This is a genomic window from Mycobacteriales bacterium (genome assembly GCA_035550055.1).
Classification (GTDB): Bacteria; Actinomycetota; Actinomycetes; order JAFAQI01; family JAFAQI01; genus DASZTV01.
This window is the reverse complement of sequence record DASZRO010000109.1, coordinates 16350-41401: the sequence shown is the minus strand read 5'-3', so window position 1 is coordinate 41401 and position 25052 is coordinate 16350. Positions and strand designations below refer to the sequence as shown.

29 protein-coding genes are annotated in these 25052 nt (G+C 71.2%); 16 read left to right on the top strand and 13 right to left on the bottom strand.

Features of this window, described 5'->3' with window-relative positions; translation table 11 throughout:
• Positions 1-34: 34 nt before the first annotated feature.
• Entirely contained in the window at positions 35-823 is a 789-nt protein-coding gene (locus VG899_15945; GenBank protein HWA67855.1) for a heavy metal-binding domain-containing protein, read from the top strand.
• On the top strand, positions 820-1233 hold the full coding sequence (locus VG899_15940; protein HWA67854.1) for a hypothetical protein: 414 nt from the start codon (positions 820-822) through the stop codon (positions 1231-1233). Before VG899_15945 ends, VG899_15940 begins: the two co-directional genes overlap by 4 nt.
• Here VG899_15940 and VG899_15935 read toward each other — a convergent pair.
• From VG899_15935 to VG899_15925, 3 genes are all read right to left on the bottom strand, one after another.
• The gene (locus VG899_15935) at positions 1212-2141 is read right to left on the bottom strand and encodes an oxidoreductase (protein HWA67853.1); all 930 of its coding nucleotides are present in this window, start codon (positions 2139-2141) and stop codon (positions 1212-1214) included. The genes VG899_15940 and VG899_15935 overlap by 22 nt on opposite strands.
• Before the next feature lie 158 nt (positions 2142-2299).
• Entirely contained in the window at positions 2300-2644 is a 345-nt protein-coding gene (locus tag VG899_15930) for a hypothetical protein (protein HWA67852.1), read from the bottom strand.
• 56 nt (positions 2645-2700) lie between these two features.
• Positions 2701-3618: a TIGR03619 family F420-dependent LLM class oxidoreductase gene (locus VG899_15925; protein ID HWA67851.1), complete on the bottom strand. Its 918-nt coding sequence runs from the start codon at positions 3616-3618 to the stop codon at positions 2701-2703.
• 74 nt (positions 3619-3692) lie between these two features.
• Between VG899_15925 and VG899_15920 the strand changes: the two genes are divergently transcribed.
• From VG899_15920 to VG899_15900, 5 genes are all read left to right on the top strand, one after another.
• On the top strand, positions 3693-4193 hold the full coding sequence (locus VG899_15920; GenBank protein HWA67850.1) for a low molecular weight protein-tyrosine-phosphatase: 501 nt from the start codon (positions 3693-3695) through the stop codon (positions 4191-4193).
• A gap of 63 nt (positions 4194-4256) precedes the next feature.
• Positions 4257-5282, top strand: coding sequence for a DUF4192 domain-containing protein (locus VG899_15915; GenBank protein ID HWA67849.1), 1026 nt, complete (start codon positions 4257-4259; stop codon positions 5280-5282).
• Positions 5283-5286: 4 nt separating this feature from the next.
• On the top strand, positions 5287-6420 hold the full coding sequence (locus tag VG899_15910) for an NAD(P)/FAD-dependent oxidoreductase (GenBank protein ID HWA67848.1): 1134 nt from the start codon (positions 5287-5289) through the stop codon (positions 6418-6420).
• Entirely contained in the window at positions 6417-7919 is a 1503-nt protein-coding gene (locus VG899_15905; GenBank protein ID HWA67847.1) for a flavin monoamine oxidase family protein, read from the top strand. Before VG899_15910 ends, VG899_15905 begins: the two co-directional genes overlap by 4 nt.
• A complete protein-coding gene (locus VG899_15900) occupies positions 7916-9061 on the top strand; it encodes a hypothetical protein (GenBank protein ID HWA67846.1) in 1146 nt (381 codons plus the stop codon). The genes VG899_15905 and VG899_15900 overlap by 4 nt, the downstream gene beginning before the upstream one ends.
• Here the strand turns inward: VG899_15900 and VG899_15895 are convergent.
• On the bottom strand, positions 8985-9425 hold the full coding sequence (locus tag VG899_15895; protein HWA67845.1) for a hypothetical protein: 441 nt from the start codon (positions 9423-9425) through the stop codon (positions 8985-8987). The two genes, VG899_15900 and VG899_15895, sit on opposite strands and share 77 nt — an antisense overlap.
• 52 nt (positions 9426-9477) lie before the next feature.
• On the opposite strand from VG899_15895, the gene VG899_15890 reads away from it, so the two are divergent.
• Both VG899_15890 and VG899_15885 read left to right on the top strand, forming a co-directional pair.
• Positions 9478-10362 (top strand): EamA family transporter, encoded by an 885-nt coding sequence (locus tag VG899_15890; GenBank protein ID HWA67844.1) that lies wholly within the window; start codon positions 9478-9480, stop codon positions 10360-10362.
• Positions 10359-11153: a fused MFS/spermidine synthase gene (locus VG899_15885; GenBank protein ID HWA67843.1), complete on the top strand. Its 795-nt coding sequence runs from the start codon at positions 10359-10361 to the stop codon at positions 11151-11153. The genes VG899_15890 and VG899_15885 overlap by 4 nt, the downstream gene beginning before the upstream one ends.
• Here VG899_15885 and VG899_15880 read toward each other — a convergent pair.
• Positions 11130-13235: an FUSC family protein gene (locus VG899_15880; protein ID HWA67842.1), complete on the bottom strand. Its 2106-nt coding sequence runs from the start codon at positions 13233-13235 to the stop codon at positions 11130-11132. The genes VG899_15885 and VG899_15880 overlap by 24 nt on opposite strands.
• Positions 13232-14650: an NAD(P)/FAD-dependent oxidoreductase gene (locus VG899_15875; GenBank protein HWA67841.1), complete on the bottom strand. Its 1419-nt coding sequence runs from the start codon at positions 14648-14650 to the stop codon at positions 13232-13234. Before VG899_15875 ends, VG899_15880 begins: the two co-directional genes overlap by 4 nt.
• Before the next feature lie 25 nt (positions 14651-14675).
• Here VG899_15875 and VG899_15870 point away from each other — a divergent pair, with 25 nt between their 5' ends.
• Positions 14676-15131, top strand: coding sequence for a flavodoxin family protein (locus VG899_15870; protein ID HWA67840.1), 456 nt, complete (start codon positions 14676-14678; stop codon positions 15129-15131).
• Here VG899_15870 and VG899_15865 read toward each other — a convergent pair.
• Positions 15086-16252: a pyridoxal phosphate-dependent aminotransferase gene (locus tag VG899_15865; protein ID HWA67839.1), complete on the bottom strand. Its 1167-nt coding sequence runs from the start codon at positions 16250-16252 to the stop codon at positions 15086-15088. The two genes, VG899_15870 and VG899_15865, sit on opposite strands and share 46 nt — an antisense overlap.
• Positions 16253-17083 (bottom strand): SDR family oxidoreductase, encoded by an 831-nt coding sequence (locus VG899_15860; protein ID HWA67838.1) that lies wholly within the window; start codon positions 17081-17083, stop codon positions 16253-16255.
• A gap of 26 nt (positions 17084-17109) precedes the next feature.
• On the opposite strand from VG899_15860, the gene VG899_15855 reads away from it, so the two are divergent.
• Positions 17110-17901 carry a carbon-nitrogen hydrolase family protein gene (locus VG899_15855; GenBank protein ID HWA67837.1) on the top strand — a complete coding sequence of 264 codons (792 nt, stop codon included), beginning with the start codon at positions 17110-17112 and terminating at the stop codon, positions 17899-17901.
• Positions 17902-17908: 7 nt separating this feature from the next.
• On the opposite strand, the gene VG899_15850 is transcribed toward VG899_15855, so the two are convergent.
• Positions 17909-18403, bottom strand: coding sequence for a TspO/MBR family protein (locus VG899_15850; protein HWA67836.1), 495 nt, complete (start codon positions 18401-18403; stop codon positions 17909-17911).
• A gap of 37 nt (positions 18404-18440) precedes the next feature.
• On the opposite strand from VG899_15850, the gene VG899_15845 reads away from it, so the two are divergent.
• Positions 18441-19346, top strand: a complete 906-nt coding sequence (locus tag VG899_15845; GenBank protein HWA67835.1) for an SDR family NAD(P)-dependent oxidoreductase — start codon at positions 18441-18443, stop codon at positions 19344-19346.
• Positions 19347-19364: 18 nt separating this feature from the next.
• The gene (locus tag VG899_15840; protein ID HWA67834.1) at positions 19365-20468 is read left to right on the top strand and encodes a hypothetical protein; all 1104 of its coding nucleotides are present in this window, start codon (positions 19365-19367) and stop codon (positions 20466-20468) included.
• Here VG899_15840 and VG899_15835 read toward each other — a convergent pair.
• The 3 genes from VG899_15835 to VG899_15825 are packed head-to-tail and all read right to left on the bottom strand — an operon-like array spanning position 20452 to position 23170.
• Complete coding sequence (locus tag VG899_15835; GenBank protein HWA67833.1) at positions 20452-21141, bottom strand: hypothetical protein; 690 nt, start codon at positions 21139-21141, stop codon at positions 20452-20454. The genes VG899_15840 and VG899_15835 overlap by 17 nt on opposite strands.
• Complete coding sequence (locus VG899_15830; protein HWA67832.1) at positions 21138-21818, bottom strand: DUF6319 family protein; 681 nt, start codon at positions 21816-21818, stop codon at positions 21138-21140. The genes VG899_15835 and VG899_15830 overlap by 4 nt, the downstream gene beginning before the upstream one ends.
• 35 nt (positions 21819-21853) lie before the next feature.
• Positions 21854-23170: a D-alanyl-D-alanine carboxypeptidase gene (locus VG899_15825; protein ID HWA67831.1), complete on the bottom strand. Its 1317-nt coding sequence runs from the start codon at positions 23168-23170 to the stop codon at positions 21854-21856.
• A 48-nt stretch (positions 23171-23218) separates the two neighbouring features.
• Here VG899_15825 and VG899_15820 point away from each other — a divergent pair, with 48 nt between their 5' ends.
• Positions 23219-23806, top strand: a complete 588-nt coding sequence (locus tag VG899_15820) for an RNA methyltransferase (protein ID HWA67830.1) — start codon at positions 23219-23221, stop codon at positions 23804-23806.
• 4 nt (positions 23807-23810) lie between these two features.
• Here VG899_15820 and VG899_15815 read toward each other — a convergent pair whose 3' ends face one another.
• On the bottom strand, positions 23811-24098 hold the full coding sequence (locus tag VG899_15815; protein HWA67829.1) for a YkgJ family cysteine cluster protein: 288 nt from the start codon (positions 24096-24098) through the stop codon (positions 23811-23813).
• Between the two features lie 18 nt (positions 24099-24116).
• Here VG899_15815 and VG899_15810 point away from each other — a divergent pair, with 18 nt between their 5' ends.
• Complete coding sequence (locus VG899_15810; GenBank protein HWA67828.1) at positions 24117-24686, top strand: RraA family protein; 570 nt, start codon at positions 24117-24119, stop codon at positions 24684-24686.
• A gap of 11 nt (positions 24687-24697) precedes the next feature.
• Complete coding sequence (locus VG899_15805) at positions 24698-25030, top strand: co-chaperone GroES (protein HWA67827.1); 333 nt, start codon at positions 24698-24700, stop codon at positions 25028-25030.
• The last annotated feature ends 22 nt before the right edge of the window (positions 25031-25052 follow it).

The following is a 25052-nucleotide window of genomic DNA, read 5'->3' as shown; positions in this document are numbered from 1 at the left end:
CGATCCGAAGGCGCTGGGGGTTCCCGAGGACGCGATGCGCCGCCTCGCGGACATGAAGCCGGGGAAGACCGGCTCGCTGTTCACCTCCGACCTCTCGGTCAACGAGTTCCTGCTGGTGCGGGAGGCGGGGTTTCGGCCGCTCCGCCTGGTCCTCGGCTCCTCGATCTACCACGTCGGGTTCCAGTTCCGGCAGTGGAGCAAGAACCAGGAGCTGGAGACGCTGACGCAGGCGATGTACCACGCGCGCGAGCTCGCGATGACCCGGATGGAGGCGGAGGCCGATCTCCTCGGCGCCGACGGGATCGTCGGCGTCCGGCTCGACATCGAGTTCAAGGACTTCGGCAGCGATATGGCGGAGTTCATCGCGGTCGGCACCGCCGTCAAGGCGGACGCGCCACCCGCCACGGGCGGCACCTGGCGCAACAACACCGACAAGCCGTTCACCTCCGACCTGTCGGGCCAAGACTTCTGGACGCTGCTCGAAGCCGGGTACGCCCCGCTCGGCATGGTCATGGGCTCGTGCGTCTACCACATCGCGCATCAGCGGATGATGAAGGCGATGGGCAACTACGGGCGCAATGCCGAGATCCCGCAGTTCACCGAAGCGTTGTACGACGCCCGCGAGCTCGCGATGGCGCGAATGCAGGCCGAGGCCGAAGCGCTCGAGGCCGAGGGCATCGTCGGCGTCCAGCTCCTGTCGTTGCCACACAAGTGGGGCGGCCACACGACGGAGTTCTTCGCGATCGGCACGGCGGTTCGGCCGCTGCGCGAGGACCACGAGATCGGCCAGCCGCAGCTGGTCCTGCCGCTCACCGACCGATGACGTCCCCCGACGACATCGACCTGCTCGCCGCCTCGCTACGCGCGGACGCGGTCGACCTGGACGTGTACTCGCGGGTGCTGAGCACGTCGCTGGCCGAGGCGCTGCCGCCGGAGATGCTCGAGGTCGAGCACGACCAGTCGATGCGGGACCGGATCGCCGGCCGCCCGGGCAAGGTCATCGGCATCCGGATTCTGCTCGGTGAGACCACGCTCGAGCTCGAGGCGGCGAAGCATCTGCCGACCGCAAGAGTCGTTCGCCGAGTGCGTGGCGTCACCATCGCCAACCGGGAGGTCGACCTCGCCGAGTGGAGCCGGCTGCTCGCTGACGCGTTGGCGGAGCGGGCCCGAGAGTCGACCGCGGCGCGTGACGCGCTGGCGGGCCTGCTGGGTCAGTCGCGCAACGAGTCGTAGCTGACGCCGGTCAGCGTTTGCGACACCGACCACAGTCGCGAGGCGACGTCGGGATCCTTGGACTCCGGGATCGAGTCCACCCGTTTCGGATAGCCGAACGACTCGGCGATGCCGTTCGGGCCGAAGTACTCGCCGCCCTTCACGTCCGGCGCGGTAGCGGCGTACAGCTGCGGTAGGGCGCCCTTCGCCGCGGACTGGCTGATCAGCCGCGCCCCCGCCGGCATCACGATGCGCTTGATCAGGCTGTCCTGCGCGCTGACGGTGACCAGGTTCGTGGCGGACGTGCCCGGATGCGCCGCGACCGCGATCGCGGCCGAGCCGGCGGCGACGAGCTTGCGCTGCAGCTCGTAGGTGAACAGCAGGTTGGCCAGCTTGCTGTTGGAGTACACGTTCCATCTGCGGTAGCGCCGCTCGGCCATCAGATCGTCGAAGTCGATGTGCCCTGGCTTGTGCGCGGTGCTGCTCACCGTCACGACCCGCGCCGCGGGCGCGGCGAGCAGGCTCGGCAGCAGCAGGCCGGTCAATGCGAAGTGACCGAGATGGTTGGTCCCGAACTGCATCTCGAAGCCGTCCGCGGTGAGGCTTCGCGGGATCGCCATGACGCCGGCGTTGTTGATCAGCAGGTCGATCGTCGGGTACGACGAGCGCAGCCCGTCGGCGAACGCCCGGATGTTCGAGAGGTCGGCGAGATCGAGGCCGCGCAGGTCGAGGTCGGCATCGGGGACGGCGGCAACGATGCGAGCGACCGCCTCCTTGCCGCGCACGTCGCTGCGCGAGGCGACAACGACCCGGGCGCCGTTTCGCGCGAGCTCGAGCGCCGTGTGATAGCCCAGTCCGCTGTTGGCTCCGGTGACGACCGCTACCTTGCCGGACTGGTCGGGAATGTCGGAGGCTTTCCATCTCGCCATGCGGGAATGCTAGGAGCCGTGCGGTACGTTACGCACACGGACGCCGCAAGGTGTCCGTCCGGCTCGTTTCATGGCCCCCGGTCCTAACCTTTGTCGCTTCGAGCGAACCTTTGCCGAGAGGCAGACCTGGCGAGTCGGGCTTTACGGAGACCTCGGAGTCATCCCTCCGAGGTTTTCGTATGTCTGCGTCGTTCCAGCCGCCCGAAGTACGCCGGCTCGTCGAGGTCGACGTCGGCAAGAGCACCGCGAAGCAGCTGCAACGCGTTGCGGGTGAGCGCGTCCGCATCCGCCGGGTCGAGGTCGAGCTCGACGGCGACGCCCGCTGGGCCTTCGGCGAACCCGATGGCCACGACCGCCGCGGCGCGCTCGGCGAGCGGCAGCAGCGCCAGCGCGTCGTAGAGGCGGGCGATCAGCTCGGTGTCGTCGAGCCCTTCGGGTGCGCGGACGTTGTCGGCGATCGTCCCGGGGGCGATCGGCCGTAGCCGCGGCGTGCGCTCGGTCACGTCCACCTCCCGGCATCCGATAGCGGTGCCGGCTGGTCCGGCGCTGTCCAACGACGCTACGCCGGGGCGAGCTCCTCCAGCATCCGGTGGGCGATGTCGACCGATCGTGCCGGGTCCGCGTCGGGGGTGCCGATCAGCTCGTCGAAGTTCAGATCGAGGAAGACCTCGGTGGCGCCGAGCTCGGCGTAGTGCGCCAGCCCTTCGCGGATCACGTCGATCGGTCCGGTGAGCGGGCCTGCCGCCGGGTCCGGCTCGTCACGCAGCCGGGCAACACCGCGAATCACGATCCGCATCGCTCCCGGGTCGCGGCCGGCGTCGGACGCGCCGGCGCGCACCTGGTCGATCGCGTGCGGGAGTGTGTCGGGCCCGACCCGGCTCGACGAGATCCATCCGTCCGCGAGCGCACCGGCGCGGCGAAGCGCGCTGTCCGCAGTCCCGCCGAGCAGTACCGGCGGGTGCGGGGTCTGCACCGGCTTGGGGTCGACCCAGCCTCGGGGCACCCGGTAGAACTCGCCGGAGAACTCCGCCGGGTCACCCGTCCAGATCTCCTCGAGGCAGGCGAGGTACTCGTCCATCCGGGCGCCACGCCGCGACATGTCGGTGCCCGTCGCCTCGTACTCGTCGGGCGACCAGCCGATGCCGAGGCCCGCGTCGAGCCGGCCGGCCGACACGATGTCGAGGCTGGTGAGCGCCTTCGCGAGCGCGATCGGCGGGTAGAACGGCGCGTTCACCACGGCGAGGCCGAGGCGGATGCGGGTGGTCACGCCGGCCAAGAAGGCCGCGATGACGATCGGGTCGTGGACGCTGCGGTAGGGCGGCGCCAACCGCTGCTCCGGCGGCCAGTCCGAGTAGATCAGCCGGGAGAACGTCCACAGTGAGGCGTAGCCCAGCTCCTCAGCGCGGTGGGCGATCTCGACCTGGGTGGCGGGTGTCGCCCACGATCCCGAGACGGGGGCGCCGAATCCGATGAGCATGTCGCCATCCTTCCCCAACCGGGGCCGGCCGGCGAGGGCCGGCTCGGCGGGTGGGCGGGCCAGATAATGGCGTAGTGCAAGCGCCGTACCGGATCTGTTTCGTGTGCATGGGCAACATCTGCCGTTCGCCGATCGCCGAGGTCGTCATGCGGTCGAAGGTGGCGGAGGCGGGTCTCGGCGACCGGATCACGGTGGACAGCGCCGGCACCGGCGACTGGCACGCCGGCGGACCCGCCGATCCGCGCACGATCGCGACGTTGCGCGCCCATGGGTACGACGAGCTCGGACACGTCGCGCGCCAGTTCCAGACCGGCTGGTTCGCCGAGCGCGACCTCATCGTGGCGATGGACGGGAAGAACCTGCAGTCGCTGCGCTGGCTCGCGCCGCCGGAGGCCGTCGACAAGATCGTGCGCCTGCGGTCGTTCGATCCGGCGAGCCGTGGCGGCGACCTCGACGTCCCTGATCCGTACTACGACAACGGCGACGGGTTCGAACGGGTGCTGGCGATGGTCGAGGCGGGCTGCGCCGGGCTGCTTCGCTACGTCCGAGCGCAGATCTGTGCTGTGGACGGCTGACGCGCGTCCACTGGATGGCGGTGAGCACGCTGATCGGCCATCGGTGCGACGCACCGTCGCGGGATGTCCGGACCTGCCGTGCGACTGCGCACCCCTCACGAACTTGCCCGCGCCCTGCCGATGCTGCTGGGCTACCAACCGACCGAGAGCCTGGTGGTCGCCTGCCTACAGGGTGGGCAGGCCGCACTCGGCCTCACCCTGCGATTCGACCTCAACAGCCTCGGGCCGCTCAGCGTCGCCGTCGAGGAGATCGCGGCCAGGGCAGTGAGGGCCGACGCTGACGCGGTCCTGGTCGCCGTCTACACCGACTGTGGCTTCGCAGCCGGTGAGCTGCCCTTCACCGAGCTGGTCGCCGAGCTGTTCGACCACCCGGACCTGTGGGTGAGCGACGCCCTGCTGATCCATCACGGTCGGTTGTGGTCCTACCTGTGTAGCGGCGCGGGCTGCTGCCCTGCCGACGGGGTTCCGCTGGCAGGCACCACGGAGGGCCTGACCGCTCTCGAGTCCTCCCTCGTGTTGTCGGGGAGCGCGGTGCTCGCCGATCGCAGCGAGCTGGTCGCCTCCGTAGCCGTGGAGCCCACCGCCGACTCGCCGGCCCAACGACGGCGGATGTCACGAGCACGGGCCCGGGTCGCGGAGATGGCGCCGGATCGCCGCCGCCGCGAGCTCGACCAGCTCACCGACCGCCTCACCAGACGCCGCCAGGACCCGCGCGGCGAGGTGCGCGACGCCGAAGCCGCGTTGTTCGCCGCCCTGTGCGGGGACATCGGCGCGCGAGACGACCTGTTGCTCGCGGCCGGTTCGCCGCAGCGGCTGGCAGAGCTGCTCTCGCTGCTGCGAACCGTCGTACGCCGCGTGCCGCCGCCACACGACGCTGCGATCTGCACGGTGCTCGCCTGGTTCGCCTACGCCAGCGGCGACGGCACCCTTGCCAACATCGCCCTCGATCGGGCGCTGAGCTCGGACCCGACGTACTCGCTGGCGCAGCTCATCGAGGCCGGGCTCGATCACCAGCTGCCACCGCGCATGATCCAGGAGGTGGTCGACGGGGCGGCGCGGGACATCGCCGCCCGGGATGCGGCAGGCTGAATGGATGTCCGACGCGGTGGTGATCGGCGCCGGCCCCGGGGGGTTGGCGGTAGCCGCGACGCTTCGCGGCCGCGGCGTCGACACCGAGGTCGTCGATCGCGCCGATGCGGTGGCCTCCACCTGGCGCGGCCACTACGAGCGACTGCATCTGCACACCGTTCGCTGGCTGTCGAGCCTGCCCGGCTACCCGATCCCGCGCGAGTACGGCAACTGGGTCGCCCGCGGCGACGTGGTGCGCTACCTGGAGGCCTACGCCGCCCATCACGGCATTCGGCCCACCTTCAACACCGCTATCGACCGCATCGACCGCGACGGCGACGGGTGGGTGCTGCGAAGCGATCAGGGTGACCGGACGGCTGCGCACGTGGTGGTCGCCACCGGCTACAACCACACGCCGGTCGTGCCGGACTGGCCCGGCGTCGCCGACTTCGACGGCGAGCTGCTCCACGCGAGCCGGTACCGCAACGCCACGCCCTACGTCGGCAAGGATGTGCTGGTCGTCGGAGCCGGCAACACCGGCGCCGAGATCGCGATCGACCTGGTCGAGACCGGCGCGCAGCGGGTCCGGATCGCGATCCGGAACCCGCCGCACATCGTGTATCGCGAGCTGAACGGAATCCCGAACCAGCTGCTCGGGGTGGTCTTCCGTTACGCGCCCAACGCGGTGTTCGATCCGATCGCTCGGGTGATGCGCCGCCTGACGCTCGGCGACCTGACGCCGTACGGCCTGCCCGCCCCGGCCGACGGGCTCTACGAGCGGGTCAGGCGGGACGACGCCATCCCGATGCTCGACATCGGTTTCGTCGACCTGGTCAAGGCGGGCCGGATCGAGGTCGTGGCCGCGCCGGTGGAGTTTGCCGGCCGACAGGTGCGCCTGGCCGACGGGGCGGTCATCGAACCGCAGGTGGTTATCGCTGCGACGGGCTACCGCCGCGGGCTCGAGCCGCTGGTCGGGCATCTCGGCGTGCTGCGTGGCGACGGGCGACCGAAGGTTCACGGCGCCCGGTGTCACCCTGACGCACCCGGCCTGTGGTTCACCGGGTTCACTAACCCGATGAGCGGGATGTTTCGCGAGCTGGCGATCGACGCCCGCCGGATCGCTCGCGCGATCACTCGGAAGGAGCCGGCTCGCCGATGAGCGGAACCATCACCCGTCGAGGGCTGTTGCAGGGCGGCGTCGCCGCGTCGTTGGCAGGCGCGGCGGCGACCGCGGCTCGTGCGGACGCGGCGCCGTCGACGAAGCGCCGACCCCGCCACGTCGACGTGGTCGTGGTGGGTGCGGGCCTCGCCGGGCTGTCGGCCGCGCGAGAGCTCCAGCAGCACGGTCACTCCGTGGTCGTGCTCGAAGCGCGAGACCGGGTCGGCGGCCGGACGCTCAACCATCCGCTGCCCAACGGCTATCACGGGGACATGGGCGGGACCTGGATCGGTCCGACGCAGACCGAGATCGCCAAGCTCGCCAAGGAAATGGGAGTGCACGCCTTCGACCAGCCCGACGACGGTGACCAGGTCTTCTACGACGGCGGCGTCATCACCTACAGCGACAAGACCCCGCTGCTCGGCACCGCGCCGCCGGACCCGACGATCCTGCCGGACGTCCTCGCCGTCATCCCGTTGATCGACCAGCTCGCGACGACCATCCCAGTCGAGGCGCCCTGGGAGGCGGTGAACGCCGGGCCATACGACCGGGAGACCCTCGACACCTGGCTGCGAGGCGTCGCCGTCGGCGCGACCGACAAGTTCATGGGTGTCGTGTCCGCCGCGTTCGAGGCGCTGGTCGGCGCCGAGCCGCGCGAGGTGTCCCTGCTCGACGCCCTCGCCTACGTGTCGACGGCGACCGACGGCTCCAGCCCGGGCACGTTCGAGCGGCTCATCGACACTCGAGGCGGCGCGCAGGCTCAACGCTTCGTCGAGGGCTCACAGGTCATCTCGATCCGGCTGGCGAAGCGGCTCGGTCCAGGTCGGGTCCGGCTCAACAGCGCGGTCTACAAGATCACCCAGGACGGCGCCGGAGTCGAGGTGGCGACGGAGGACACGACGTACCGCGCGAAGTACGTCATCGTCGCGATCCCGCCGACGCTGGCCGGCCGGATCGAGTACCACCCGCTGCTTCCCTCGGCCCGCGACGCGCTGACCCAGCGCAGCCCGCAGGGTCAGTTGATCAAGGTCGAGGCGTTCTTCGACCGGCCGTGGTGGCGCGACAACGGGTTGTCCGGTGCCGCGGTCAGCGTGCTCGGGCCGGCGAAGACGACGTTCGACGTCTCCCCGCAGGACGGCAAGATCGGCGGCCTGCTCGGGTTCGTCGGTGGCGACGAGGCGCGCCGGTTCAGCGGCCGCCCGGAGGCGCTCAAACACGCCGTGCTGTCGAACTTCTCGACCTTCTTCAACAAGGGCAAGCCGATCCCGAAGCCCACCTCCGTCGAGCTCATGGACTGGACGCGTGAGCAGTGGACCCGAGGCTGTCCGGTCGCCATCGCGGCGCCAGGCACGATCAGCGAGTACGGCCCGCATCTGGCCAAGCCGATCGGGCGCATCCACTGGGCCGGGACCGAGACCGCGACGTACTGGCACGGCTACATGGACGGCGCGGTCCGCTCCGGCTACCGAGCGGCGGACGAGGTCAGGTCCAAGCTGTGATCCGACGCCTGCTCGGCGTCGCGATCGGGCTGGCCTCGGTCGCCGCGCCCGTGATGGCGAACGCGGGCGCGCCAGTGGCCGCCGCCGGCATCAAGGTCTTCGCTCACGTCAGGGCGCCCGGCGAACCGTCCCTGACGCTGGTGACACCTGACCGCCGGGTGTTCGTCGGCACGTTCGAGGACCTGGCGGGCACGGACAGCTCGCCGTCGAAGGTGTTCGAGTACGACGCCGCCGGCGCGTTGCTGCGCACCTTCACCGTCAAGGGTCAGGCCCCCAACAAGACGCACGGCGTACAAGTCGCCGCACGCGACCGCGGCGGCCGCCTCTACCTGCTCGATCAGGACCCGGCGCGCGTGCTCGTGCTCAACCCTCGCACCGGCGCGCAGCACACGTATGCCACCTTCGCCGACGTGCCGACGTGTTCGGCCGCGCACCGCTCGACCGGCTGCAGCAACACCGTGCTCGACAACGCACCGGAACCCGACTACGCCGCCTGGCTGCCCGACGGGGCACTGCTCGTCACCGACTACGCGCAGGAGCTGATCTGGCGAGTCCCGCCCGGTGGCGGGAAGGCGAGCGTGTGGCTCAACGACAAGCGATTCGACGGGGAGCTGTTCGGGCCGGCCGGAATCGTGCTGATGCCCGGTCATCACAGCGTGCTGGTGACCGCGGCGACCGGTGGGCTGACGACGCTCGACCTCGCCGACAACACCGCGCGGGGCCGGCTCTACCGAATCGCCGTCACGCGCCACGACCGCGCCGGCGCGATCACCACGCTGTGGTCGAGCAAGGCCGCGCAGGCGCCGGACGGTTTCGCGGTCTCAGCCGACCGGCGGCACATCTTCGTGGCCATGGCAGGCCCGGCGGCCAACTGCGTGGTCGAGCTGGCGCGCTACGCCGGCGGTTGGCACGAGCTCGGGGAGCTCCCGTCGTGTCTGGCCGGGTTCGGAGGCTCGCCGGTCCCGTGGGACACCCCGACGAGCGTGCAGTTCCTCGGCCGCAGCATTCTCGTGACCAACCAGTCCTACTTCACCGACGTCGCATCGCACTGGGTGATCTTCCAGGTCAGCGAGCCGCTGCGCGGGATGCCGATCTACGTCCCGCGCGATGCTGGCCGGCGCGGGCGCGCCGCGGGGCGTTGAGCGGACGGGCCCGGCGTACCGACCAGACCCGCTTCGAGCCGATCGCGACGACGTCGAGCAGCGTCGTCGTCGTGGGCGCCAGCAGCTCCCCGAGCATCGACCACAGCTGACGGTCGGAGTGGGTCGCCCGCCCGTCGTGGCGGCTGACCGCGACGACGACGCCGGGCGCAGCAACGTCGTTGATCATGTCCACCAGATAGCGAGCGAGGAACTGGTCGGCGTTGTTGGCGCTCTCGCTCGCTCGCTGCACGAGTCCGACCCGCGCGCCGTCTCGGACGAACAGCAGGCGCAGCTGACCGTCGGGCATCGAATCGTCCTGGCAGACCCGGCGGATCGCGGCGAGGCTCGGCATTCGGATCGGCATCGAACGAGCGTCGACGAGGGCCGCGGATCCGCGCCATCGCGAACTGTGCGATGTGGACAACACTGAGCGGGTGCGCAACACCGACGTGGTCCCCGCGCCGGTGTTGGTGGTCGCCGCGATCGCGAGCGTGCAGAGCGGCGCCGCGGTGGCGATCAAGCTGTTCCCCGCCGTCGGCGCGGGCGGGGCGGTGCTGCTGCGGCTTGCGATCGCGGCCGTGATCCTCTGCGGCGTGGTCCGACCTCCGGTCCGTGCGTTCTCGCGGACCGACCTCGGCCTGACCGTCGGGTTCGGGGTGGTGCTGGCGGCGATGAACGCGTCGTTCTATCTCGCCTTGGACCGGATCCCGCTCGGTGTCGCGGTGACGATCGAGTTCCTCGGCCCGCTGGCGGTGGCCATCGGTGGGTCTCGGCGGATGGTCGACGGGGTGTGGGTGGTGCTCGCCGCCGCCGGGGTCGTCCTGCTGGGCGGCGGCGGCGGGCAGCTGTCCGCGACCGGGGTGGTCTGCGCAGCGGTGGCGGCTGTCTGCTGGGCGGGCTACATCCTGCTCTCGCAGCGGGTCGGACAGGTGGTGCCGGGGCTCAGCGGCCTCGCCGTCGCGCTCGTCGTCGGCGCCGTGCTGACCGCGCCGTACGGGTTGGTCGCCGGCGGGAAGGCGCTGACGCGGCCTGCGGTGCTCGGCAAGGGGCTCGCGGTCGCGCTGCTGTCCTCGGTCGTGCCCTACTCGCTCGAGCTGCTGGCGCTGCGGCGGATGCGGGCGGCGATCTTCGGAGTGCTCATGTCGCTCGAGCCGGCGATGGCGGCCCTGTCCGGCCTGGTCTTCCTCGGGCAGCACCTTCGCGACCGGGAGTGGCTCGCACTCGGCTGTGTGGTGATCGCGTCGGTCGGGGCGACCGCCGCGGCACGGACGCGGCTGCCGGCCGAGATGATCGAAGGGTGAGAGTCGAGCTTCTGCGCGACGCGGAACGCCCGGCCGGCTGGTGGCTGATGGTCGGTGCGTCCGAGCAGTCGTTCGTCGATCTCGACGACCCTTGTCATCTGGAGTTCGAGTACGTCCAGCTCATGAGGTACGCGATCGAGACGGCGTTCCCGCAGGACGAGCCGCTCGCCGCGCTGCATCTCGGCGGCGGGCTATGCACCGTCCCTCGGTGGGTGGCCGAGCGCTATCCCGGATCGCCGCAGCGGGTAGCCGAGGCCTCGGCGGAGATCGCGGGCCTTGCCCTCTCGATCGACCCGCAACCGAAGTTCGAGCTGGACGTCATCGACGCTCTGACCGCGCTCGACGAGACCCCGGCGGGCACGCTGGACCTGTTGGTCAGCGACGTCTACACCGGCCCGGACACCGTGATGTCGGTGTACCCGCACGTCTCCCTGGCTGCGGCGCGCGCCGCGCTCCAGGACGAGGGTCTCTACGTCTGCAACATCTCCGATGCAACGCCGTTCGCGTTGGCGAAGACGGTGGTCGCGACGTTGCGAACGGTCTTCGCCGACGTCGTCTTGTTGGTGGAGCCCGCCGTGCTGCGCGGCCGGCGGTCGGGCAACCTGGTGCTCGCCGCCAGCGACCTCGCGCTCGACCGCTCCGACCTGGCGCGGTTTGCGGCCGGAGGCGTGCTTCGTGCCCGGGTGATGGCCGACGGCGAGCTCGACGCGTTCGTCGGCGCCACCCCGGCCGCCTACGACGAGAGCCAGCTCCCGCCGTCCGGTGAGTCAAACGTGCGGCGGCTGCGCTGACGCGTCACCGCTGACGTGGGCCAGGGTGTCGATGCTGTCGACCAGCGGGTCGAGCTGCGCCGCGAGCAGGGCCAGCCGCCGGGCGTGCAGGCCGTGGAGGTCACCGGCGACGTCGGCGTCGAGGTTCTCCTGCATCGAGCGCAGCTCGCTCACCTGCGCACGTTGTCGTCGCGAGACCGCCTTCAGCGCCTCCACCATGGCGTCACGCAGGGGCGCGAGCTCCGGGACCGAAACGTGCTCGGCCGCGTCGTCGACCGTGGCGCGAAGTGCGTGGAGGCTGATCACGATCCGACGTGCCGCCGCGAGCCGCCGTGCCGCGTCGGCGACATCGGCGCCGCCACGACGCGGCTCGCCGGTGGCGCGTTCGAGGGACTCGACGGCCACCATCCGTGCTCGCCTCGCCGCGACAGCCGCGTGGCCGGCGGCAGCGGGATCGGCGCTGTCGGGATCGACGTAGCGCGACAGCACCGTATCGGCGTACGTCGCGAGAGCGGCGAGGACGCCGTCCACCGACGCCTCGAGTGATCGCTTCTCCCAGGTCGGCCACACCAGGTAACCGGCCAGCGCGATCGCGCCGCCGATCAACGTGTCGAGCCCGCGGTCGGCGACCGTCGACAGCTCGGCGCCCCCGATCGGGGACAGCAGCAGCACCACGAGCGCGGTGATCAGGACGGTGTAGATCGCGTACGAGGCGGCGAAGCAGGTGTAGGCCGCCCAGCTCGTCACCGCGATCAGCGTGACGAGCAAAGCGGTGCCGGGGTGGACCTCGACGACGAAGCCGCCCGCAGCCAGCACGCCTATCGCGGTCCCGGCGATTCTGGCGATGCCGCGCTGGGAGGTTGCTGCGTAGTCCGGCTTGAGGACGAGTAGGGCGGTCAACGTCACCCAGTAGCCGCGCTGCCACGGCAGCGCGTGACTGAGCGCTTCGGCAGCGGGCAGCAGCACGGCGAGCCGCACTGCGTGGCGGAACGCCGAGGATCGGGTGTCGACGGCGGCGTCGCGCAACCGCTGAGCGGCCGTGGCGGTCTGCCGGGGCAGCGCGAGCGCCAGCTGCGTCGGGGCGTTGGGGCGATGCGGCAGTGCGATCCGACGGATGCCGGCGAGCGCGTCGACCATGCGATCGACCGCGCGCAGCTGCCCGAGCAGCGCCGACACGCGGGCCTCGGCGTACCGCACCGCGGTGCCGCGGCGTCCGGCGGGCGCGGCGACCCGCGCATCGTGCAACCGGCGGACCGCGTCGTCGAGACCGTCCGGCTCGCCCGGCGCCGCCGACCCGTCCCGGATGGACCCGGCGAGCCGCTGCAGCCAGCTCGTCACGGCCGCGCTGATCGCGGGCAGCTCGTCGACCTGCTTCGCCGTCGCCAGCGACTGCAGCTCGATGCGGATCCGCTCGGCTTCGTCGGCGATGCCGCGGACCAGCGCGACGTCGTCGTCGGGGCTGCGGCGGTCGAGCATCGCGCTGGCGGCCGCTGTCTGCGACGCGGCCACGGTCCCGGTGTGGTCCGGGTCCCTCGCGATGCTCGCGAGCTGGTCGTAGACCGAGGCAAGGATGCGTCGCTCCGCCGCGAAACGCATCGGGGAGCGCAGCACAGCGGCAAGGACTCCTTGCAGGCCGGCGCCGGCAAGCACCCATCCGGCATGGAGGGCGCATGACGAGACGCTGCCGGGAAAGCGACCGAAGACCACCACGCCGATCACAGCCTGGATGCCGACGACAGTCGCGTCCCTGCCCAGGACGACGGTCAGCCCGGCGGCGAACCCCCAGCCGGCGAGCACCAGCAAGGTGGCGACCAGATGGCCGGCGACCAGGCCGCCGGCGAACGTGCTGAGCGCCATGCCGACCGCGGTCGCCGCGATGATCCGATGGCCGGCCAGCTGCCGGTTGCCCAGCGCAGCCGCACCGGCAGGCAGCGCACCGGCGGCGGCAATCGCTCCTTCAGCCGGGTGGTTGGTGGCCAGCCCGATGCTCACCGGGATCGCCACCCCGATCGCGCCCCGCAACGCGACCAGCGGGGCGAAGCCGGTCGAGTCGATGGCGAGCGCTGCCGCGATCGCCCGCCTCAGCGACGCGGAGGACCTCACTCAGACCGGTACGCCTCGAGCAGGCGCAGCCAGACCTCGCTGACGGTGGGGTAGGACGGGACGGCGTGCCAGAGCGTCTCCATCGGCACCTTCCCGACCAGGGCGACTGTGGCCGAGTGCAGCAGCTCGCCGACCTCGGGGCCCACGAACGTGGCACCGAGCAGCGTGTGGTCGTCGCCGTCGATGACCAGCTTGGCGCGACCGGTGTAGCCGTCGCGTAGCAACGACGCCCCGGCCACGTGACCGATGTCGTACTCGACCGTGCGGACGTTGCGGCCCGCGCTGCGCGCGTCGGCCTCGGTGAGGCCCACGGAGGCGACCTGCGGGTCGGTGAACGTGACCTGCGGCACCGCAGCGTGGTCGCTCGAAGCCGCGTAGCGCTTGCCTTCCGGGACCTCGCCCTTCGCGCGCGCGGCGATGACGTCTCCTGCGACGCGCGCCTGGTACTTGCCCATGTGGGTCAGCATCGCGCGGCCGGCGATGTCGCCGACCGCATAGAGCCACTCACCGGCCACACCCTCGACAAGCATGCTGTCGTCGGTCGTGAGGAAGCCGCCGTCAGGGAGCCCGACCGCGGACAGCCCGAGGTCGGCGGTGCGGGGCGTGCGACCGGCGGCGATGAGCACTTCGCCGGCGGTCACCGCCTCACCGTCGATGGTCGCGGTGACCGAGGCCCCGGACCGGCGTACGTCGCTCACGTCCGCCGAGAGTCGAACGTCGACGCCCGACTCGCGCAGCGCGTCGGCGAGCAGGTCGCCGGCGAACGGCTCGTTGCGGGTGAGCAGGCGTTCGTCTCGCGCTGCGAGTGTCACCTTGGCGCCGAGCCCGTTGAGCCAGACGGCGGCCTCGCAGCCGACCACGCCGCCGCCGATCACCACGATCCGGTCGGGGACCGACTTCATGTTGGTGACCTCGCGGGAGGTCCATGGCCGCGCCTCGCGCAGGCCCGGGATCGGCGGGACGGCGGCGGCGGTGCCGGTGGCGAGCACTACCGCGTGGCGGGCGGTCAGGTCCCGCACCGTGCCGTCGGGGCCGGTGACCGCGACCCGGCGTACCCCGGCAAGCCGGCCGTGGCCGCGGACCACGGTGATGCCCGCGCCTTCCGCCCACTTCACCTGGCCGCTGTCGTCGTGGTGGCTGGTGAACTCGTCACGGCGGGCGAGCACCTGGTCGGCGTCGAGCGCGTCGCCGACCCGGATCCCGGGCAGTGCCCGGGCGGCGGCCGCGACCTCGACCGGTCGCAACAGCGCCTTGCTCGGCATGCACGCCCAGTAAGAGCATTCGCCGCCGACCAGCTCGGACTCCACGAGCGCGGCGCTCAGCCCGCCGCGGTGGGCGTAGTCGGCGGCGTTCTCGCCGGGCGGGCCGCCACCGATCACGATGACGTCGAAGGTGTCCTGCTCGGCATCGGTCATGGTCGTGTCGTACCACAATGAGCGCGTGTCGAGACTCCTGGTCGTGCATCACACGCCTTCGCCCGCGATGCAGGAGATGCTCGAAGCGGTCGTGTCCGGCGCCCGCGACGACGCGATCGAGGACGTCGAGGTCGTGGTTGTGCCCGCCTTGGTCGCAGGGCCGGTCGACGTCCTCGGCGCCGACGGCTACCTGCTCGGTACGCCGGCGAACATCGGCTACATGTCAGGGGCCCTCAAGCACTTCTTCGACACCGTCTACTACCCGGTGCTCGAGGCGACCAAGGGTCGGCCGTACGCGGCGTACGTGCACGGCAACCTCGGCACGGAGGGCGCGCTCGGCTCCATCGAGACCATCACGACAGGTCTGGGGTGGGTGGCGGTGGCGAAGCCGTTGTCGGTGACGGGTGCGCCGACGCGAGGCGACCGCGAGGCGCTCTACGAGCTCGGCGCGACGGTTGCCGCGAACCTCGCCAGCCGCTGAACTGCCTCGTCGATCACCTCCGGCCGCTTGCAGAAGGCGAACCTGACGAACGGGTCGCCGGCGGTCGAGTCGCAGAACACCGCAGTCGGGACGCCGACCACCCCAGCGGCGTGCGGGAGCTGGCGGGCGAAGGCGTTGCCGTCGCTGGTCCCGAGCGGGCGGATGTCGGCCTGGATGAAGTACGTCCCCTCTGGGCGCGTGACAGCCATGCCGACTCGCTCCAGGCCGTCGGCGAGCAGGTCGCGCGCACGAGCGAGCGAGGAACGCAGGTCGGCCACCCACCCGAGCTCGTTGCCCAGTGCGTAGGCGACGGCGTGCTGCATCGCCGGGTTGTGGGTGAAGGTCAGGAACTGCTTGACGGTGTTGACCTGGCGCAGCAGCGGTTCGGGGCCGCAGACCCACCCGATCTTCCAGCCGGTGACGCTGAACGTCTTGCCCGCGCTCGAGATCGCCAGGCACCGCTCGCGCATCCCCGGCAGGGTCGCGATCGGTACGTGCGCTGTGCCGTCGTAGGTGAGGTGCTCGTACACCTCGTCGGTGACGACCAACAGGTCGTGGTCACGGCACAAGGCAGCGATGACGGCAAGCTCGTCGCCGGTCAGCACGGTTCCGGTCGGGTTGTGGGGGGAGTTGATCAGTAGCAGCCGCGTGCGCGGGGTGATGGCGGCACGCAGCTCGTCGGGATCGAAACCGAACCGTCCGGACGAGTCGGGACGCAGCGCCACGGGCACCCGTCTGGCGCCGGCGAGCTCGATGGCGGCGGCGTAGGAGTCGTAGTACGGCTCGAACAGGACGACCTCGTCGCCGGGATCGCACAACCCGAGCATGGCGGCGGCGACTGCCTCGGTTGCCCCGACGGTGACGAGGACCTCGCTCGCCGGGTCGTAGGAAAGTCGGTAGTGCAGCTCGCGGTGCGCGGCGATCGCATCGCGCAGCGCCGGGACGCCGGGTCCCGGCGGGTACTGGTTCTCACCGTTGCGCAGACCATGAACGGCTCGGTCGAGCATCGCAGGCGGTCCGTCGGTGTCCGGGAACCCCTGGCCGAGATTGATCGCGCCGGTCGCGGTCGCGAGCGCCGACATCTCGGCGAAGATCGTCGTACCGAAGCCGCGCAGGACCATCTAGTCGCTCGGTCGCATCATCGCCGCTGCGATCCCGTCGAGAACGCGGGTCGGCATGATCGAGATCACGGCCTCCACGCGCGCGTCCGGACCGACCAGGTAGCGGCCCTTCGGGTGCTTGGCGGTCAACGCGCGTTCGATCACCTTCGCGCAGCGATCGGCGGGAATCGCGTGCCGTGCCGCAAGGGCGGCCGTCTTCAGCGCGCCGTTCATGTGCCGGCGGTATCTCGCCTGGATGTCCTCTGGCATGTCGTCGATGTGGGCGCTCGCCGCCGACGTGCCCTTCTCCCAGATCGGGGTCGCGATCGAGCCGGGCTCGATGAGGATGGCGCGCACGCCCTGCGGTGTGAGCTCGCAACGCAGCGCGTCCATCCACGCGCGGACTGCGAACTTCGAGGCGGAGTACGGCGCGAGGTACGGCAGCGACAACCGGCCGCCGATCGAGCCGACGGTCACGACGCGCCCGCGACTGGCGATGAGAGCCGGCAGGAGGGCCTGGGTGACGGAAAGGTGGCCGAACAGGTTCACCTCGAACTGCATCCGCCATTCGGCGACCGGCAGCACCTCGAAGACTCCGCTGACGTTCACGCCGGCGTTGTTGACGATGCCGACCAGGCTGCCGCCGGCGCGGGCGAGGACCTCCTCGCACGCGGGGGCGATCGAGTCCGGGTCGGCGAGGTCGAGAAGGACCGGGGCGGCGACCGGCGCCGGCAGCGGTTCGTTGCGACGCAACCCCGGGATCACGGTGAAGCCGGCATCGGCGAGGCGGATCGCTGTCGCGCGGCCGATTCCGGTGCTCGCGCCTGTGACGAAGATCGTTCCACGACTCATGTCGCGAAGCGTAGTTGGATGGGCTCGTGAGGATCGCCGTCGCGCAGTTCGCCGCCGACCTGGACAAGGAGGCGAACCGGACCCGCGTCGTGGCGAGCGTCGACGCCGCCGCCGATCACGGTGCGCACCTGATCATCACCCCTGAGGCGTCGATGCACGACTTCGGCGACCGCGACCTCGCGTTGGGGCCTGTCGCCGAGCCGCTGGACGGTCCCTTCGTGGCGGCGCTCGCCGAGGTCGCGAAGCGACGAGGAGTCACCGTCGTGGCGGGAATGTTCGAGACAGCCGGGGAGGATCGCGTCTACAACACGGTCGTCGCCGTGGACGGGTCGGGCACGCTGATCGGCAGTTACCGCAAGCAGCATCTGTTCGACGCGCTGGGCTGGATGGAGTCCGACCGGCTGCTGCCGGGCGAGCCGAACGATCGGCTGACCTTCGACTGCGCCGGGATGTCGGTCGGCGTCATGACCTGCTACGACGTCCGGTTTCCCGAACTGGCCCGTGCGCTCGCCGACGACGGCGCCGAGTTGGTCGCGATCCCGTCGGCGTGGGTGGCCGGACCGAGCAAGCTCGCCCAGTGGCGAGCGTTGACCACCGCGCGGGCGATCGAGAACGTCTGTTACATCGCGGGCGCCGTACAGACCCCGCCGTCGTACACCGGCGGCAGCATCGTCGTCGACCCGTGGGGCGACGTACTCGCCTCGCTCGACGAGCAGGACGGGATCGCCGTCGCCGACGTCGACCCGGCCCGCGTCGCCGAGTGCCGGCAGAAGATGCCGAGCCTCGCCAACCGGCGCTGGAAGGTCGAACCCCGCTGACGTCGAGCTACTCGCTGCGGTTGCGGCGCCAGACGGCGAGGTTGAGCAGGCCGAGGTAGGTGACGGCCAGCAGCGACGGGACCATGAGCGCGGCCGCGATCCGGTGACGCCGCCCGAACTCGGCGACCGTCAAAGCCAGCGCGACCCAGAGCACGGCCACCTCGAGCAGCGCGACGCCGGGCCTGCGGAAGCCGAAGAACAGCAGCAGCCACGCCAGGCTCAGCCAGAGCTGGACGGCGTAGGAGGAGACCGCCGGTACGTCGAGGGCGTCGCGGTCGTCGTCGGCGCGCCACGCGAGCCACGCGCCGACCGCCTGGCTCGCCGCGACGACCGACCAGGCGGGCGCGAACGCGATCGTGGGACTCGCCCAGCGAGGCTTGTCGAGACTGTCGTACCAGGGACGGCTGGCAGCGATCAGCACCGCGCCGGTGCCGGCGGTGGTCGTGATCCCGCCGAGCGAGCCGGCTAGTCCGAGCGCGCGAATGTTCCGGCTGGACGGCACGTGTCCGAGTCAACACCACCCTCTATAGGGTGTGCGAATGGCTGAGATCACTTTTGACGGACGAGTAGCGGTTGTCACCGGCGCCGGTGGCGGACTCGGGCGGACCTACGCCCTCGAGATGGCCCGGCGTGGCGCGAAGGTCGTGGTCAACGACCTCGGCGGGTCGGTCGACGGCACGGGTGGCGACGACACCGCGGCACAGAAGGTCGTCGACGAGATCAAGGCCGCCGGTGGCGAAGCCGTCCCGAGCTATGACTCCGTGTCGACGCCCGAGGGCGGCGAGAACATCGTCAAGACCGCCGTGGACGCGTTCGGCAAGGTCGACGTCGTGATCAACAACGCCGGCATCCTGCGTGACAAGTCCTTCGCGAAACTGGAGTGGGCCGACCTCGACGCGGTCCTCGACGTGCACCTGAAGGGCGCGTTCTACGTGTCGCAGCCGGCGTTCAAGGTGATGAAGGAGAACGGCTACGGCCGGTTCGTCTTCACCTCGTCCAACGCCGGGGTGTTCGGGAACTTCGGCCAGGCCAACTACGCCGCGGCGAAGATGGGTCTCGTGGGGCTGTCGAACGTCCTGGCGATCGAGGGCGCGAAAGCCGGCATCAAGTCCAACGTCGTGTGCCCCGTCGCCGCCACGCGGATGACGATGGAGCTGCTCGGCGACGCCGCCTCCGCTTTGCAGGCCGAGACGGTGACCCCGCTCGTGACCTTCCTGGCCTCGGAGGCGTGCGAGCTCACCCACGAGACGTTCTCGGCGGCCGGTGGCCGCTACGCGCGAGTCTTCATCGGCCTGGCGCAGGGCTGGTACGGCGGCAAGGGACACACCCCGACCGCCGAGGACGTGCTGGACAACCTCGACCAGATCGAGAAGCAGGACGGCTACATCGTCCCGACGTCGATCCAGGACGAGCTCGGCGCGCTGCTCGGCGTACTCGGGGGCTGACCTCAGGGGGCTGACACCGTGCAGGCGCTCAGGGACGTCGTCGCGGTCGTCGGCGCCTTCTTGGTGGTGTTCACGGGCATCAGCGTCCTGCGCACGCTGGTGATCCCGCGGGCGAGCCTCGGCCCGATCGGGCGCACGGTCGATCGGGGCGTCGACTGGGTGTTCCGGGTCGCGGCTGGCCGGGTGTCCAGCTATGAGGACCGTGACACGATCCTCGCCGCGCAGGCGGCGGTGTACCTGGTCTCGTTGCTCGCGGTCTGGCTGCTCGGCTTCCTGGTCGGCTATGCGCTGCTGGTCTGGCCGTTCACCGAGGACTTCGGCCAGGCGCTGCGCGAGATCGCGTCATCGATGTTCACGCTCGGCTTCGTCGCGCCGGACGACAACGGCGCGGTTGCGGTGGACGTGCTCGCCGCCGCCTCCGGGCTGTTCGTGGTCGCAGCCCAGATCGGCTACCTGCCGACGCTCTACGGCGCGTTCAACCGCCGCGAGACCGAGGTGACGTTGCTCGGCTCGCGTGCGGGGACGCCGCCGTGGGGTCCGGAGTTGCTGGCCCGGACGAGGTACGGCATCGGCCGCGACGGCGACGACCTGCCGGCGTTCTACGCCGGGTGGGAACGGTGGGCGGCCGACGTCGCGGAGAGCCACTCGAACTACCCGGTGCTCATGCGGTTCCGCTCGCCGCAGCCACTGTCCTCGTGGCTCGTCGGTCTGCTCGCGGTGATGGACTCCGCGGCGCTGTTGCTGTCGCTGGCGCCGAGCCGGGAGCGGATCGAGCCGAGGTTGTGTCTGCGGATGGGCTTCACCGCCCTCAGGCAGATGGGACGCGCGGTCGGGTTGGCCGTCGACGACGACCCGGACCCGGACGCGTCGATCCAGCTGACGTTCGAGGAGTTCGCCGCCGGAGTACAGCGGCTGCGTGAGGTCGGCTTCGAGACCGAACGCACCGCCGAGCAGGCGTGGCCGCAGTTCCGCGGCTGGCGGGTCAACTACGAGCGGCTCGCCTACGAGCTCGCCTGCAAGACCGACGCGGTGCCCGCGCTGTGGTCCGGCCCGCGTCGCTGGCCTCACGAGCCGACGCCGCCGGTGCGCCCGGCGAACCGTGCGCCTAGCGCGGCCAAGTAGCCGCGACCGCTGTCACCGTCGCGACGACGGCCTCGGCCGCTGCGTCGACGGGCAACGCGTGCGGCGCCTCGGGCGGGCCGTCGTGCGCGGTGCCGGCCGGCACGGGTACGCCGCTGAGTGCGGCGAGGTCACCGGCGACCCGGATCCCCGACGACGCGATGCGCGCGGCGTCGGCGGCGGCGATCTCGTTGGCGTGCTCGATCGCCCAGGCCGGCGTGGTCGTCGCGGTCGCGGTCGCGGCGGGTGCGGCCAGCGCCGGCAGCAGCCCGCGTCGTACCACTTGGTCGTAGCGGTCCACCGGCCAGTCACGGTGGTGGAACGCGGCGTTGACGCGCCGCACCACCTCGGCCGCCGCGGCCGGCAGCGGCGGGCGAGTTGTCGCCGGTGCCGCGGCCACGCTGACCACGCTGACCACGAGGCGTTCGCCGACGGCGGCTCGCCATCGTTCGGCGAGGGCGTCGTAGTGGTGGTGCTGCCAGAACGAGCGGACCGTCGGCCACGGCTCGGGCGGGTCGGCGAACACCGCTTCGAGCCACTTCGGGTACGGGTGGCGGAGCCGGTTGCGCAAATAGCGGTCCCAGGCGATCGGAAGCGCGTCGGCAAGTGGCACCAGCGCCAGCACGACGTCACCCGCCGGATCAGCCGGCGGTTCGTCGTACGGGCCGAACGTCACCGGCGACGAGGCTTCGCGTCGTAGTCGCGAAGCGCCGCCTCGGCGGCTTCGAGCTTTGCGCGCAGCTCGGCGCGCTGTGCCTCGACGACCGAACGGCAGGACTCGACGGCTTCGACGAGGGCGTCGCGGAGTGAGTCGTCGTCGAGGTGGTCGGCCAGCGCGGTCACCGCGCCAGGCCGCAACGCGGTCGGTCGGGCCAGCCGCCGTGCGCCGCGTTGCGCCTCCACGGTCCAGGCTCCGCCCGAGAAGCGCAACGTCACCGACAGCGGCGGGACCCGCTTCGTGGCGGTACGCGCTGCGCCGCGGCGGGTCGCGGCTGGTCTGGCAGCGGCGGGGCGGGCGGCCGCCGGTGGGGTAGATGCCGGCCGATCCGTCGCCGGCCGCGCAGTCGCCGGCCGCGCAGCGGTACGGGCTTCGGGTTGGGGTGCCGTCCGTCCCGGCATGCCGAGCTCGGCAGGGGCGAACGGCACCTCGTCCTTGCCGAGCCGCACGACGATGTACTCGCTCTCCTTGGGATCCCCCATCCGAATCACGTTGCCGCGCGTGCCCGCGGCGACGGACGCGGAGGCGGCACGCACCACCACTCGTGGCTTCTCGCCGTTGGCGACCTTGGCGCGCAACGAGTCCACGTCGTCGTCGGTGAGCGGGGGAGGCGTGGTGGCGCGGCGGGTGGGCACGGCAACTCCGATCGAGCGGGGAACGACGCCGAAGCCTAGGCGTTGCTGTTGATCACCGCTCGGATCGTGGCGTCGATCCGGTCGTTCGCGGCGCTCACGTTGCCGATGCCGCTGAGCAGGAACGAGAACACCACGCCGCGGTCGTTGTTGGTGATGGTGTAGCCGGACAGGCTGCTGATCCGGTCGAGGGTGCCGGTCTTGGCGCGCACCAAACCTTTGAAGCCGCACAGCCGGTACTCCAGGGTGCCCGGCGGCGTGCAGGACCGGGGCAGTCCGTCGTAGATCGTCTGGTAGGCCTTCGGCTGTGTCGGCAGCTCGTCCAGCAGCGCGGTGAAGGTCGCGGGGGACTGCCGGTCGGCGTAGGACAACCCGGACCCGTCCCGCACGACCCCGATCGGGATGTGAAGGGCGGCCGCCTGGGCGCGCACCGCGGCGGTCCCGGTCGTCAGGCTGCCGTGACCGGAGCGCTGATAGCCCGCCTCTCGCAGCATCATCTCGGCGTAGAAGTTGATCGACTCGTTCAGCGTCATCTCGACGATGGCCGACAGCGGGCGCGAGTGGTGCGACCACAGCGGGACGAGGGTGGCCGGTGAGGCGCCGACGACCGTCGGCCCGGCGACGGTGATTCCCGCGTTGTGAAGCGCGGTACGCCACAACCCCGCGTTGTCGCGCGTCGGGTCGGCGTCGAAGGCGGTCCCGGAGCGCCAGTCGTTGTTGTTGACGGTGAACGCGTCGACGGTGCCGGACTCTTCGGGCACGAAGTCCCGCTTCCAGCCGGGCGCAAGTGTGGTGTGGGAGTACCGGGTGTCGTCCACGACGAGCCGTCCGGTGACGTGGGCGAGGCCGGCGTTCGCCAGTGAGTGGGCCATCGCGGCGAGGTCTCGTCGGGTGAGGGTCGGGTCGCCGGAGCCGGTCAGCACCAGGTCACCGTCGAGCGTGCCGTCGCTGCCGAGGTCGGAGGTGCCGGAGACCGTCGTGTCGTACCGGAAGCTGGGCCCGACGAGGTTGAGCAGGGTCAGCGACGTCAGCAGCTTCTCGTTGCTCGCCGGAGCGCTCACCGTCGACGCGTTCTGCATGATCGTGCCGACCCCTTGCACCTGGATCTGGTAGTCGACGTGGGCGGCGGTGGCGCCGCGCATCGCCGCGCGGACGCGCGAGGCGAGCCGAGCGAGCGCCGCGGGCGACGTCGTGGCGGACGGGCTCGCGGTCGGGGTGGGCGAGGCCGTCGGTGAAGCAGACGGCGACCCAGGGGCGGGTGTGGGTGGAGCGGCCGCCGCGGAGGTGAGCGTGAGCGCCGTCGAGGTGACCAGCGCTGCTGCGATCAGGGTCCGGGCCAGTCTGGGGGAGGCCATAGCGCCCTACCGTATGGCGTCGTGGGACCTGACGGGGAGACTGAGCAGGTGGGTGTCGGGCCGCACCCGCGGCCCTGGCCGCAGGACGCCCGGCTCGACCCGGAGCTGCTCGAGCACGGGGACCGGCGCAACGTCGTCGACCGCTACCGCTACTGGCGCAGCGACGCGATCATGGCGGACCTCGCCGAGCGGCGACGCGGCTTCCATGTGGCGATCGAGAACTGGCAGCACGACTTCAACATCGGCACGGTCGTTCGCAACGCCAACGCCTTCTGTGCCGCCGCCGTCCACGTCGTCGGCAACCGGCGCTGGAACCGGCGCGGCGCGATGGTGACCGACCGGTACGTCGAAGTCCGCCACCACGCGCAGTTCCACGACCTCGCCGGGTGGGCGGCGGGCGAGGGTCTGCCGCTCATCGGCGTGGATCTGCTGCCCGGGTCGGTCAGCATCGTCGACGCCGACCTGCCGAAGCGTTGCGTGATGGTCTTCGGGCAGGAAGGTCCCGGGCTCTCGCCGGCGGCCCGGGAGGCCTGCGGCACGGTGCTGCACATCCCGCAGGAAGGGTCGACCCGCTCCATCAACGCAGGAGTGGCGTCGGGGATTGCGATGTTCGAATGGGTACGCCGCTACGGCTGAGCGGTCAGCGGACGGTGCAGCGTGCCGGAAGCAGGTTGACCGCGATCGGGTAGGCACGGCAGATCGGCGGCCGGGAGTCGTGCGCGGTGCACAACCGCGTGACCGCGTCGAACCGATCGCACCGGTAGGCGTACATCTCCTCGCTCCGGTCGCCGGTCGCAGACCAGTGCGCGGCGGCGAAGCTGAGGTCGAGCGAACCGGTCGTGTTCGCCGACTGTCGGATGTCGGCCGGCCCGAGTGGATACCAGACCGGATCGCAGCAGTCGCCGCACGCGCTGCACGCTCCGAGCACAACGTGCAGGATAGGTGCGTGAAGGAGCTTCCTGACTGGCTGGCGAGCACCGTGGCGTCGGACGCGACCGAGGGCCGCGGCGTGATCGACACCGACCTCATCGCGTTCTCTCCGGAGCGGACCGTGGTCGGTCCGGCCTTGGTCGTCAAGGTGTCGCGCGACGACAACGTCGCCATGGCGGACGTGCCGGCCGCTGTCGCTGGGCCGGGCATGGTGCTGGTCGTCGCGGGCGGCCACGAGTCACGCACCGCCGTACTCGGCGACCTGGTGGCTCGTGAGCTGCTGGCGGCCGGTGTGACCGCGGTCGTCACGGACGCGCCGATTCGGGACTCGCGGGCGGTCGCCGAGCTCGGTCTCGCGGTGTGGGCACGAAAGAGCACACCGACGAAGTCGTCGAAGAACGGGCCCGGCTCCGTCGGCGGCAGCGTCGAGATCGGCGGGGTGAGGGTGTCCGACGGCGACATCGTGGTGGCCGACGCGGACGGCGTGGTGGTCTGGCCACAGGCCGAGGTAGGCGTGCTGCTCGAGAAGGCCGAGGCGAAGCAGCGCGCAGACGCCGAGCGGTTGGCGAAGCTGACCGCTCGCTAGGAAGTAGCGTCGTGACCGTGCCGGACAAGCTGCCGATCAAGATGTTGCACGACCGCGTCCTCGTGAGCATCGACCCAGACGCTGGCGAGCGCCGCTCCAACGGCGGCATCGTCATCCCGGCTACCGCCAAGATGGGCCACCGGCTGGCGTGGGCCGAAGTGGTCGCGATCGGACGTACCGTCCGCACGATGGAGGTCGGCGACCGGGTGCTGTTCGACCCGGAGGACCGCTCCGAAGTCGAGCTGCACGGCGCGGCGTACGTGCTGCTGCGCGAGCGTGACGTCCATGCGGTTGCCGCGGAACGTCTCGATGACGGCGAGAGCGCACCCGGTCTGTATCTATAGGGCAGGAGTCCCGTCCGCCCGC

Bases quoted from the DNA above. Each gene is read 5' to 3' on its own strand.
- VG899_15945 (HWA67855.1), top strand. From the start codon at position 35: ATGCGCCGCCTCGCGGACATGAAGCCGGGGAAGACCGGCTCGCTGTTC.
- VG899_15940 (HWA67854.1), top strand. From the start codon at position 820: ATGACGTCCCCCGACGACATCGACCTGCTCGCCGCCTCGCTACGCGCG.
- VG899_15935 (HWA67853.1), bottom strand. From the start codon at position 2,141: ATGGCGAGATGGAAAGCCTCCGACATTCCCGACCAGTCCGGCAAGGTA.
- VG899_15925 (HWA67851.1), bottom strand. From the start codon at position 3,618: ATGCTCATCGGATTCGGCGCCCCCGTCTCGGGATCGTGGGCGACACCC.
- VG899_15915 (HWA67849.1), top strand. From the start codon at position 4,257: ATGTCCGGACCTGCCGTGCGACTGCGCACCCCTCACGAACTTGCCCGC.
- VG899_15910 (HWA67848.1), top strand. From the start codon at position 5,287: ATGTCCGACGCGGTGGTGATCGGCGCCGGCCCCGGGGGGTTGGCGGTA.
- VG899_15905 (HWA67847.1), top strand. From the start codon at position 6,417: ATGAGCGGAACCATCACCCGTCGAGGGCTGTTGCAGGGCGGCGTCGCC.
- VG899_15895 (HWA67845.1), bottom strand. From the start codon at position 9,425: ATGCCGATCCGAATGCCGAGCCTCGCCGCGATCCGCCGGGTCTGCCAG.
- VG899_15875 (HWA67841.1), bottom strand. From the start codon at position 14,650: ATGACCGATGCCGAGCAGGACACCTTCGACGTCATCGTGATCGGTGGC.
- VG899_15865 (HWA67839.1), bottom strand. From the start codon at position 16,252: ATGGTCCTGCGCGGCTTCGGTACGACGATCTTCGCCGAGATGTCGGCG.
- VG899_15860 (HWA67838.1), bottom strand. From the start codon at position 17,083: ATGAGTCGTGGAACGATCTTCGTCACAGGCGCGAGCACCGGAATCGGC.
- VG899_15845 (HWA67835.1), top strand. From the start codon at position 18,441: ATGGCTGAGATCACTTTTGACGGACGAGTAGCGGTTGTCACCGGCGCC.
- VG899_15825 (HWA67831.1), bottom strand. From the start codon at position 23,170: ATGGCCTCCCCCAGACTGGCCCGGACCCTGATCGCAGCAGCGCTGGTC.